Here is an 11,094-nt window from a genome sequence, read left to right on the forward strand (position 1 = left end):
CGTCTGAAGACGGCGGCGGTCTCCTTCTGCCTGCTTTATGGCCTGTTCTGCCTCTGGCTGTTCGACGTCACCTGGCAGCGACTCACCGCCGGGCTTGGCCGGATCACGGTCGTGCTCGGCCAGATGCTGGTCTGGAACGATTTCTGGTCCTGGGACTTCGCCGGGATCTTCACCGGCCTCGGCCAGTCTCTGGCCATGGCGTTCCTCGGCACGCTCCTGGCCTCGCTGGTCGCCCTGCCGCTGGCATTCCTGGCCGCCCAGACGGTGGTGCGCCCGGCCTTGCCGCGCCACCTCGTGCGCCGGCTGTTCGACCTGTTGCGCGGCGTCGACCAGCTCATCTGGGCCCTGGTCTTCGTCCGGGCTCTTGGTCTTGGTCCTTTGCCCGGGCTGCTCGCGATCTTCACCTCGGACGTAGGCACGCTGGGCAAGCTCTATTCCGAGGCGCTGGAAAACGTCGACCGCCGCCAGATCGAGGGCGTGCGCGCCACCGGGGCATCCCGGCTGCAGATCTACCGCTACGGCTTCCTGCCGCAGGTGTTTCCGGTGTTCCTGTCGCAGACCCTCTACTTCATCGAGAGCAATACCCGGTCTGCTACGGTGCTGGGCGTGGTCGGTGCCGGCGGGATTGGCTTGCAGCTCTCGGAGCGAATGAAGGTGCAGTACTGGGATCAGGCCGCCTTCATCATCCTCCTGATCCTCGTGACCGTGGCCGTGGTGGACCAGATCTCGGCGCGGATCCGCCGCCGATTCATTCAGGGAGCCGGGCGATGAGCTATATCGAGCGCCACCCCGCCGAGAACGACCCGGGCCAGCCGCCGCTCTCGCCGGATGGCCCCTCGCTCCATCCCCATGCCGAGGTGCTCCGCTCCGAGTTCGGCGGCTGGACCGCCGTGGGTGCCCGCAGTTCGGTCGTCGAGACGCAGATGGGCGCGTACTCCTATGTCGTGAACGACGCCGAGATCATCTACGCGACCATCGGCAAGTTCTGCTCGATCGCAGCACACACCCGGATCAATCCGGGCAACCACCCGACCTGGCGCGCCTCGCAGCATCACTGGCTCTACCGGGCCGCCAGCTACCGGCTGGGCGAGGACGAGACCGAGTTCTTCGGCTGGCGGCGCGCCCACGCCGTTTCGATCGGCCACGACGTGTGGATCGGCCATGGTGCCGTGATCCTGGCGGGCACCCGGATCGGCAACGGCGCGGTGATCGGTGCCGGGGCGGTGGTGAGCAAGGCGGTGGCCCCCTACCAGATCGTGGGCGGGGTGCCGGCCAGGCCGTTGCGGCCACGCTTCGAGCCGGCCATCGTCGAGCAACTGGAGGCGCTGGCCTGGTGGGACTGGCCCCACGACCGCCTGGCCCGGGCCATCGACGATTTCCGCCACTTGGCAGTTGAGGCGTTCCTCGAAAAATACCTAGTCTGAGGAACATTTTTTCGCTGTTCGCCGGCGCACCTGCTGCCAAGACTGCGGCCAGCAGTGGGCAGACCAGGGCGGACCATGGATCCTCTTCTCGATCAACTGCAGGGCGGCCTCGTGGTCTCCTGCCAGCCGGTGACCGGCGGGCCGATGGACCGGGTGGACATCGTGGTGGCGCTGGCGTTGGCGGCCCGCGATGGCGGTGCCATGGGCCTCAGGATCGAGGGGGCGGCCAATGTCCAGGCGGTGCGCGAGGCCTGCGACCTGCCGATCCTGGGCCTGATCAAGCGTGACCTGCCGGACAGCCCGGTGCGGATCACGCCCTGGCGGGAAGACGTGCAGGCCTTGGCCAAGGCCGGTGCCGACGTGATCGCGTTCGACGCCACCCAGAGGCCACGGCCGGTGCCGGTGGCGGACCTCCTGGCGGAGGTGCGGCAGGCCGGGCGCCTGGCGATGGCCGACTGCGCCGGCATGGCAGATGCCAGGGCGGCTGCGGCACTGGGCGTCGACCTCGTCGGCACCACCATGAGCGGCTACGCGGGCGGCCCCGTCCCCGATGCGCCCGATCTGGACTTCGTGCGGACGGCAGCGGCGGAACTCGACGTGCCGGTGCTGGCCGAGGGCCGCTTCAACACGCCGGAGGCCGCCGCGCAGGCCATCGCGGCGGGTGCGTTCGCGGTGGTGGTGGGCTCGGCCATCACCCGCACCGAACACGTCACCGGCTGGTTCGCGAAAGCCGTGGCGGGGGCCAGGCGATGACCACCGTGCTGGCGCTCGACCTGGGCGGCAGCAAGATCCTGGCCTGCCTCATCCAGGACGGCCGGGTGCTGGAGGAGCAGCGCGTCGCCACGCCGCGGCAGGGCGGCGTCCTCGCCTGGCTGGAGGCGATCGCCAGTCTGGCGGCACCCTGGTCCGGCCGGTTCGCCTTGGCCGGCATTGCCGCGACCGGCCTCGTCCGCTGGGGTCGCTGGCAGGCGCTGAACCCCGACACCCTGCCCATCCCGCCTGATTTCCCCTTGGAGCTGGAACTGACCCGCCGCCTGCATGTGCCGGTCACCGCGCTCAACGACGCCCAGGCCGCCGCCTGGGGCGAGCATGTCGCTGGGGCCGGCCGCGGCTCGGACGACTTGGTGTTCGTGACGTTTTCCACCGGGGTCGGCGGCGGCGTGATCGCCGGCGGGCGGCTGCTGCAGGGGCGCAGCGGCATGGCGGGCAGCATCGGTCAGGTCCGCCTCATCACCAGCGAGCGGATCGAGGATCTCGCATCGGGCTCTGGCATTGCGCGCCTGGCCCGGCGGGCAGGCCATCCGGTCGACGCGGCCGCCGTGTTCGCGGCGGCCGGTTCCGGTGCCGCCTGGGCGGAGCAGGTCGTGCATCAGGCCGCCAATGCCGCGGCACTGCTGCTGCACGACCTGCAGTTTCTCTTTGACCCCGAGCGGATCGCGGTCGGTGGCGGCGTCGGGCTGGCGCCGGGCCATCTGGAACGGATCCGGACCCGGCTGGCCCATCTGCCCCCGCTCGAGCGCCCGAATCTGGTGCCGGCCCTCCTGGATAGCCGAGCCGGCATCATCGGGATCGCTGATCTCGCCCTTCGTGAAGCCGCAGCCACCAGAGAGGATCAGTCGCTATGAGATCGTCCCACCTGTTCGCCGCCCTGACAGCCGTCCTCCTGACCTCCGCGGCCGCACAGGCGGAGGTCACCGTGCTGGGCTGGCCGGGCGGGCCGGAGGAGACGGCACTGCGCGATGCGGCCAACCTCTACAACGCCAAGGAGGATGTTGCCGACGAGGACAAGGTCGAGCTGATCTTCTTCAACCGCGACGGCTTCTGGGACAAGCTGCAGACCGACCTCGCTGCGGGCGGCGGCGAGTTCGACTTGAACCTGCTCGCGACCTACGCGATCGGCCGCTATGCGCCGTTCATGGAGCCGGTCGAGCTGCCGGACAGCGCGGTCGACGTGTTCGGGGAGAAGGTGCTCGCCACCATGCAGTTCGAGGGCAAGCAGTATGGCGTGCCCACCGATCTGTCCCTGCATTTCATGTACTACCGCACGGACCTGATCGAACAGCTGCTCTCGGACGCCGATTGGCAGGCGCGCTACAGCGAGATCGCCCAGGAGCGGCTCGGCAAGGAGCTGAAGCCGAAGCCGCCGGCGGAGTGGACCTGGGACGACTATCAGGCGACCGCGCTGTTCTTCACCAAGGCGGTCAATCCTGACAGCCCCGTCCGCTACGGCACGGTGCTGCAGATGAAGAACCTCCTGTTCAACATGATGGTCTGGCATTCCACCGCCCGCTCCGAAGGCGGCGACTGGATGGATGCGGACGGCAACATCACGGTCGACAGCCCGGCGTACCGCAAGGGGCTGGAGCTCTATAAGGCGCTCTACGACGCCGGCGCCTCGCCCAAGGACAGCCTGAGCTACGAGTTCGCCGAGGCCAACGCCGCGTTCGGCTCCGGCCAGGTCGCGACCATGCTGCAGTGGAACGCCGCGGCCGCCGACCTGAACGACCCGGAGAAGACCCCGGCCGTGGGCGGCAAGGTCGGCACGGTGCCGCCGCCGGCCGGCATCGCCGGCCGCTTCACCCATATCCATGGCCTTGGCCTTGGCCTGAACAAGTCGGCGCAGAACAAGGCAGGGGCGCTGAAGTTCCTGGAGTGGCTGGCCACACCTGAGGCGATGCAGGCCTATGCCGCGGGCGGCGGCACGCCGGCACTCAGCGCGGACGTGCTAGCGCCGGTGGCAGAGCAGCGCCCGGACCTGACCCAGCTCGGCGACTATGCCGGCCAGTACGGATTCGTGATGACCGGTGCCACCTCGGCGGGTGCGCTCTCGGTCTACGAGCTCCAGGCCGAGAACTTCACCGGCTACTGGGCCGGGCAGAAGAGCCTGGACGAGGCGCTGGCAGCCACTGCCCAAGGCATGGCCGACCTCCTGAAGAAGTGAGTCGACCCAAAGGGGGTGCGCGCGAAGCACCCTCTCTCGCCCGCTAATGGGAGCCTTTCTCCGTTGCAGTCCCGACATCTGCGCGACGGGCGGATCCTGCTCGCGCCCCTCACGATCTTCCTCCTGGCGATGCTGGGCCTGCCGCTGGTCGTCGACCTGATCTATTCGGTCTCGCGGGTCGAGTTCCGCACGATCCTCTCGCCCGAGTTCGTAGGCCTGGCGAACTACCGCAGCGCGCTCACCTCGGAGAGCTACTGGCAGGCCGCATGGTTCTCGCTGCGCTTCGGCCTGGCCTGTGCCGTGGCCCAGCTCCTGCTCGGGCTGTTCCTGGCGATCTTCCTGGCGCCGCTCATCGATCGGCGTCCCTGGCTCCTGGCCTTCCTCATGCTGCCGATGATGGTGGCTCCGGCCCTGGTCGGGCTCATGTACCGGCTGATCCTGCACGAGTTCGTGGGCGTGGTGCCCTGGTTCATGTTCACCTATTTCGGCGACAGCCCGTCCTTCCTCGGCCCCGACAACGCGTTCCGCACGCTGGTGGTGGTGGAGGTGCTGCAGTGGACGCCGTTCGCGCTGCTGATCCTCTATTCCGCCTATGCGGCGATCCCCAAGGACGTGCGCGAGGCCGCCTCGATCGACGGGGCCGGCCCCTGGCAGCGCCTCTGGCGGATCGACCTGCCGCTGATGGCGCCGGTGCTGGGTGCCACCTTCTTCATCCGCTTCATCGACAGCTTCCGGGTGTTCGACAATGTCTACACCCTGACCGGCGCGGGGGCCGGTGGGGCCACCACCACCATGAGCATCTGGGTCTACGAGGCCTTCTTCAAGTCGGGCGACATCGGCCGGGCGGTGGCCGCCTCCATGCTGCTGCTGATCGCTGCCTGGGTCGTCCTGTCGATCGTCCACCGCCTCTCGGAGCGCCGGGCATGAACCTCCTGCGCTGGCTCGTGTTCGCCATCGCTGCGTTCGCGATGAACTTCCCGGTGCTCTCGACGCTGGTGACGTCGTTCAAGTCGGAAGCCGAGATCGCATCCAACCCGTCCTTGTGGATCCATTCGCCCACGCTCGCCAACTATCTGGACGTGTTCCGGATCTCCGATCGGTTCGACATCCTCCACTATCTCTGGAACAGCTTTGCCTCCTCGATCCTGGGGGCCGGCCTGTCGCTGCTGTTGGCCTTCCCTGCCGCCTATGGGCTGGTCCGCTTCGGTACCGGCCGCAAATGGCTCCTGCCGCTGGTCGCCAACCTGCGCGCGATTCCGCTGATCGTGTTCGCGATCCCGCTCTACCTCGTCTATGCGCGGGTGGGCCTGCTCGACACGCGGCTGGGCTTGGCCCTGATCCTGTGCATCGTGAACCTGCCGCTGGTCCTGGTACTGCTGGTGGCGGCCCTGCGCGACCTGCCGGTCGAGCTGGACGAGGCGGCCAGGGTGGACGGTGCCTCGACCTTCACCCTGCTCTGGCGGATCATCCTACCGCTGGCGGCACCGGCACTGGCCACCACCATGGTGCTGGGCTTCGTCTATGCCTGGAACGAGTTCCTGTTCGCCCTGATGCTGACCACGCGGAACGCAGTGACCACCACGGTCGGCGCCTCGTTCTTCTTCGCCGCGTCCGGCGGCGGCGTACGCTGGGGCATCGCGGCTGCCGTCATGGTGCTGAGCGTGCTGCCGCCCATGGTACTGGGCTTGCTCCTCTATCGGCGCATCGGCCGCTCGCTCGCAGCGGGTGCGGTGAAGGGCTGAGCCCCGCGCGTTCCTCCATGAGGGCACCGTGGATTGACGGGCCCCGGCGCTGCCGCTAGATACTTAACCTTCTGGTTAATGATCTGCGGCTCCGGCGCAGGAACGCGCGAGGCCGCGCTCAGGGAGGAAGCGGTGAAGGTCGAGCCCTATCTCTTCTTCAACGGTCGTGCCGACGAAGCCATCCGGTTCTACCAGGACAAGCTCGGCGCCAAGGTCGAGATGCTGATGCGCTTCAAGGAAAGCCCCGAACCGCCGCCGCCCGGCGTCGATGCGGCCGAGCTTGCCGATAAGGTCATGCATGCCAGCCTGATTGTGGGCGAGACCCGGATCATGGCTTCGGATGGCTGCGGCACCGGCACCACCAGCTTCGAAGGCGTATCGCTCTCCGTCCAGGTGCCGAGCGTTGCCGAGGCCGAGCGGGTGTTCACGGCACTGGGCGAAGGCGGCAGCGTGCAGATGCCGCTCGCCCCGACCTTCTTCTCCGCCGGGTTCGGCATGGTCGCTGACCGGTTCGGCGTGAACTGGATGATCGTGGCCGATCCGGCCGGCTGAACGGCCCATCCATCACTCACGGTGGCCCTGGGCTGCCCCGTGCGGCCCGATCGCCAGGAGACATTCCCAATGCGCTTCATGATGCTGATGATTCCGAAGGGCTACGAGACCGCCCAGCCTGGTGAGGCGCCGAGTGCGGAGGCCGTGGCGGCGATGATGCGCTACAATGCCGAGCTGCAGGAGGCCGGCATCCTGCGCGGTCTGGAAGGGCTGCACCCGCCCTCGGCCGGTGCGCGTGTCACATTTGCCGGCGGCAGGCCCGAGGTGATCGACGGCCCCAAGATCGCCAGCAGCGAGACGCTGGGCGGCTACTGGATGATCGAGGTGCCGTCCAAGGACGAGGCGATCGCCTGGGCCAAGCGCTGCCCGGCCGGCGAGAACGAGATCATCGAGATCCGCCAGGTCCAGGAGATGGACGACTTTCCGGCAGACGTGCAGGAGGCGGCAGCGGGCTTCGCCGAAATGCAGGCAGCCGCCCAGGCCGGCCGATGAGTTCGGACGGGCGCCGGCTGGCGCCCGTCCGTTGCCGGGTCAGCCGGGCAGCGTGCTGTCCACGCCCTGGACGAAGTACATCATCTTCAGCAGGTCGGCGTCGCTGATCACGGCGCCGGCCGGGACCACCACCTCGCCGGCCTGGTTCTTGACCTCGCCCTGGAAGGGATGCGTGGCCTTGCTCTTGATCTCGCCGACCAGCTGGTCGAGCTCCGCCTGGACCTCGGCCGGCACCGCATCGCTCCAGGGGGTCAGCACCACCGACTCCTCGGCGAGCCCCCCCCAGTAGTCCTCGGACTGCCAGGTGCCGTCCATGACGCGCTGGGTGGTCTTGATGTAGTAGGACGCCCAGTCGTCCACCACCGAGGTCAGGCAGCGCTCCGGGCCGAACCGGCCCATGTCGGAGGCCTGGCCGACGCACCACACGCCGCGCTTCTCGGCCGCCTGCACCGGGGCCGGGCTGTCCGTGTGCTGGACGATGAAGTCGCAGCCCTGATCCATCAGCGCGTTGGCGGCCTCGGCCTCCTTGCCCGGGTCGTACCAGCTGTTGACCCATACCACCTTGGTGGTGACGTCCGGGATCACCCGCTGCGCACCCAGCGTGTAGGCGTTGATGCCCATGATGTTCTCGGGGATCGGGAACGAGCCGATATAGCCGATGGTCTTCTTCTGGCTCATCCGCCCGGCGAGATGGCCGGATACGTAGCGGCCCTCGTAGAAGCGGCCATTGTAAATGCCGACATTGGGTGCTGTCTGGAAGCCGGTGCAGTGCTCGAACACCGTGTCGGGAAACTGTTTGGCGACGTTGATCACCGCCTGCATGAAACCGAAGCTGGTGGCGAAGATCAGCTTGTTGCCGGCCTGCGCCATCTGGCGCAGCACGCGCTCCGCATCGGCCCCCTCCGGCACGCTCTCGACGTAGCTGGTCTGCACCTGATCGCCGAAATGCCGCTCGACGGCGAGCCGCCCCTGGTCGTGCTGATAGGACCAGCCGAGATCGCCGATCGGACCCACATACATGAAGGCGATCTTGAGCGGCCCCCCATCCTGGGCGCGCGCCTTCTTCAGGCCACCGAGCAGAAATGGCGCGGCCAGGCCACTGCCTACCAAGGTTCGACGATCGATCATGCTGCGCTCCATGCTGGGCCGACGACGCGCGGGCCCCTTCCCATCGGTGCGGCGAGGTCACAACGGAATCGGGAAGCGGTCAACGTGCGTGACGCGCTGTTCCGATACTGGTCGGCCACAACGGCACGGAACTTGGGACATCTCACGGAAGCGGCACTCCCAGTAGCCCCGTCATAGCGCCTCGTGGCCGGCAAGCCATACTCCGGTTCTGGGTGTCCATTCTTCTTTTGCGAAAGGCGGGCTGTGTGCCCGGGGGTTTCGATCATAGCATTGTCTTGCTCATCAACGCCGAAGCTTCGCTGAGGCACAGGCCGAAATGCTCTGAGAAAACCGCCATTTGATCCAGATACTCGCGCCTGTCGCTAATCCCCACCTCCGCCACCATCGCCGCTGAAGTCATCCCACCCCCATTCGCTGGAGCTTCCCGAGCTATTCGAGGTGCGGACTAGGGGTCGCTTTCGAAACTTCGTCCGGCCGCAGGTGGTGCACCTGACGACAGGAATGAACTGGTTGTTGCGTCAGCGGGAAGCATCAATCCAGGCGTGCTTGCAGAAGAAGGGCCGGAGGAAGGAGGGCAAGGAGAAGGACATAAGGCCTCCTTGTCTGGACGATGCCATCCTACCAGCATCTCAGAGAAGGCCACCATTCAAACACTCGGGAGCTGCTAGTCAAAAAGACCACTCAAGCCCGAGTTTCTCCAGAGAAATACAGGAGCCGAGTTTGGGCAATGACCTTACGCCCGCCGGCCAAGCGGCCATTGATGCGCTCGACGCGACCCTAACCAACGTGATGTCGGCCTGTCCGGACGCGTACCCGAACTTCAAGGTCTCGACGGCGAGCGCGGTGCCGGTCGAATTGCTCGCGATCGCCAACAGTTGGGCGGTGCTCTGACGCGGCCTGAGCGGGCAGCTCGGCAGAGCGCAACCTCCGGCGGGCGCGGCCGTTGCGGGGACATGGCCAACTTCCGGGATGCCGCTCATGAACTGGTCGATGCCGCGTTTCGGCCGCCGCCGCCTGGCCGGGGTGGCTGGGGCCGCCGCCGCTCTCGTCGCCTGCGCCTGCGGCCGCTCCCATGCGATGCAACACGCAGCGGAGGGCCAGCCGGTGACCGGGCAGGAAGTGACGCCCGGCACCGGCATGCTCGCCACCGGCGCCGACCTCCTGCAGAGCAAGGGCCCGGTGAACGACATCGACATGTACCTGAACGGGTTCCATTTCTATGCCGATGACCTGGGTCGGCAGATCGAGGCGCACCACTACTGCACCCACGTCATCGAGGACTTCATCCAATGCCTGATCTATGACGGCAACCGCTCCGGCGCGCGGCTGATCGGCATCGAGTACATCGTCAGCGAGCGCGTGTTCCTGACCCTGCCGGAGGAGGAGAAGCGGCTCTGGCACAGCCATCGCCACGAGACGCTCTCGGGCACGTTGGTGATGCCGGGCATCCCGGAAGCGGTCGAAAACATGGCGATCGTCAAGTTGGTCTCGACCTATGGCAAGACCTGGCACACCTGGCAGATCGATCGCGATTCCGAGCTCCCGATGGGCATTCCGCAGCTCATGATGAGCTTCACGGCGGACGGGCAACTCCGAAGGGAGATGGTCGAGGCACGCGACCAGGCGCTGGGGATCAGCACGGCCGAGACCAGGGCCGGCCGTGCGGAGCTGGCCAAGGATGCCCCGCCGGTCCGGCCCGGCGCCGATGTCTGGCAGGGTGGCCAGACCGTGCAACTGGAACTCGGCCAGAAGCCCGTCCAGAACCTGCCCGGCTGAGTGGTCCGGGCGCCGGGCAGGTGCCGGGCAGCCTGCCTAGCAGGCCTGGGCGGCGGGCTTGGTCTCGATCTTCACCCCGAGAAAGTCGAGGTTGAAGGTCACCGAGGTCACCAGAACGTAGTAGAAGGAGTTGCTGTTGTTGATGGTCGGCTGGCTGATCGAGGTCGACGAGGCGATCCGCACGGCATCGACCACCCCGGACGCGCTGGTGACCCTCGCCATGACCACCGGTGCGCTGAACGGGTTGCTGCCGCTCGCATAGGTCTTGCGCACGAGGCGCGCCTCGATGGCGTCATTGGCGTTGACGTCGCGATAGACCAGGCTTAGCCGGCACACCTTCACGCCGCTCGGGAACGAGACGGGCGCGAAGAAGCGCGAGTTGGGCATGATCGTCTTGAGCGTGCCCGCCTGCTCCTCCTCCAGATAGCCGCCAGGCGCCGGGCAGGGACAATGGGTGCCAAAGCCCATGGCGGAGATGGCGATGGTCTCCGCCTTCGCGGGCGGGGGTGCCAGAGCAGACAGCATCAGCCCGGTCAGCATGGCTGCCAGGCCCAGACTCAGGCGCTTCATGGCGCATTCCTTTCCTGTCGCGGGGCCGCGCCGGCCAATTCGGCCGGCCGGGCTGCGCCGCGCGGTCAATCGCCTAGGGCGATGGCATATCGGGGTGCAGCGATAGCTTTGTGCAGCTTCCGGGGTTGCGCGTCTGTGTTCCAGATCACCCGGAAACGGCGGGCCTCATCGGCTCACGCCCGGCCGACCAGCACCTCGTCCAGCCAGTCGGTGCGCATCTCCGGCACCGAGCGGATCAACTTTCCGGTATAATCGTGGAAGGGCGGCGCCATCACTTCGTCCTTCTCGCCGCTGTCGACCACCCTGCCCCGCTGCATCACCACGACCTCGTGCGCGATCGCCCGCACGGTCGCCAGATCATGGGTGATGAACAGATAGGACAGGCCGCTTTCCTCCTGCAGGCGCAAGAGCAGGTTCAGGATCTCGTCGGCGACCAGCGGGTCCAAAGCGGAGGTGACCTCGTCACAGA

11 protein-coding genes and 2 pseudogenes are annotated in these 11,094 nt (G+C 67.4%); 10 read left to right on the top strand and 3 right to left on the bottom strand.

The features are described from left to right. From phnE to EQG76_RS22335, 8 genes and pseudogenes are all read left to right on the top strand, one after another. On the top strand, positions 1 to 771 hold a 771-nt coding region (gene phnE, locus EQG76_RS22295; RefSeq protein ID WP_159716514.1), incomplete at its 5' end, for a phosphonate ABC transporter, permease protein PhnE. Next, the gene (locus EQG76_RS22300; RefSeq protein WP_159716515.1) at positions 768 to 1,424 is read left to right on the top strand and encodes a DapH/DapD/GlmU-related protein; all 657 of its coding nucleotides are present in this window, start codon (positions 768 to 770) and stop codon (positions 1,422 to 1,424) included. The genes phnE and EQG76_RS22300, both read left to right, overlap by 4 nt. Positions 1,425 to 1,499: 75 nt before the next feature. After that, a pseudogene (locus tag EQG76_RS33595) lies at positions 1,500 to 3,049 on the top strand (putative N-acetylmannosamine-6-phosphate 2-epimerase). Then, positions 3,046 to 4,365: an ABC transporter substrate-binding protein gene (locus tag EQG76_RS22315; protein ID WP_159716518.1), complete on the top strand. Its 1,320-nt coding sequence runs from the start codon at positions 3,046 to 3,048 to the stop codon at positions 4,363 to 4,365. Before EQG76_RS33595 ends, EQG76_RS22315 begins: the two are co-directional and overlap by 4 nt. Before the next feature lie 63 nt (positions 4,366 to 4,428). Next, positions 4,429 to 5,292: a carbohydrate ABC transporter permease gene (locus tag EQG76_RS22320; protein WP_200841026.1), complete on the top strand. Its 864-nt coding sequence runs from the start codon at positions 4,429 to 4,431 to the stop codon at positions 5,290 to 5,292. Next, positions 5,289 to 6,107: a carbohydrate ABC transporter permease gene (locus EQG76_RS22325; RefSeq protein WP_159716519.1), complete on the top strand. Its 819-nt coding sequence runs from the start codon at positions 5,289 to 5,291 to the stop codon at positions 6,105 to 6,107. Before EQG76_RS22320 ends, EQG76_RS22325 begins: the two co-directional genes overlap by 4 nt. A gap of 132 nt (positions 6,108 to 6,239) precedes the next feature. Beyond that, complete coding sequence (locus EQG76_RS22330) at positions 6,240 to 6,659, top strand: VOC family protein (RefSeq protein ID WP_159716520.1); 420 nt, start codon at positions 6,240 to 6,242, stop codon at positions 6,657 to 6,659. Between the two features lie 69 nt (positions 6,660 to 6,728). Further along, a complete protein-coding gene (locus tag EQG76_RS22335; RefSeq protein ID WP_159716521.1) occupies positions 6,729 to 7,151 on the top strand; it encodes a YciI family protein in 423 nt (140 codons plus the stop codon). A 39-nt stretch (positions 7,152 to 7,190) separates the two neighbouring features. Here the strand turns inward: EQG76_RS22335 and EQG76_RS22340 are convergent, their stop codons facing one another. Next, a complete protein-coding gene (locus EQG76_RS22340; protein ID WP_235031508.1) occupies positions 7,191 to 8,279 on the bottom strand; it encodes a BMP family ABC transporter substrate-binding protein in 1,089 nt (362 codons plus the stop codon). A 720-nt stretch (positions 8,280 to 8,999) separates the two neighbouring features. Between EQG76_RS22340 and EQG76_RS22345 the strand changes: the two genes are divergently transcribed. Together EQG76_RS22345 and EQG76_RS22350 are read left to right on the top strand one after the other, a co-directional pair. Then, the gene (locus tag EQG76_RS22345; protein WP_159716523.1) at positions 9,000 to 9,170 is read left to right on the top strand and encodes a hypothetical protein; all 171 of its coding nucleotides are present in this window, start codon (positions 9,000 to 9,002) and stop codon (positions 9,168 to 9,170) included. 87 nt (positions 9,171 to 9,257) lie between these two features. Further along, entirely contained in the window at positions 9,258 to 10,055 is a 798-nt protein-coding gene (locus tag EQG76_RS22350; RefSeq protein ID WP_235031509.1) for an OBAP family protein, read from the top strand. A 36-nt stretch (positions 10,056 to 10,091) separates the two neighbouring features. On the opposite strand, the gene EQG76_RS22355 is transcribed toward EQG76_RS22350, so the two are convergent. Further along, positions 10,092 to 10,625 carry a hypothetical protein gene (locus tag EQG76_RS22355; protein ID WP_159716524.1) on the bottom strand — a complete coding sequence of 178 codons (534 nt, stop codon included), beginning with the start codon at positions 10,623 to 10,625 and terminating at the stop codon, positions 10,092 to 10,094. 173 nt (positions 10,626 to 10,798) lie between these two features. Next, positions 10,799 to 11,094: pseudogene (locus EQG76_RS22360) on the bottom strand (ABC transporter); the annotation flags it as partial.

It is taken from the genome of Geminicoccus flavidas (assembly GCF_009806515.1).
GTDB classification, from domain to species: domain Bacteria; phylum Pseudomonadota; class Alphaproteobacteria; order Geminicoccales; family Geminicoccaceae; genus Geminicoccus; species Geminicoccus flavidus.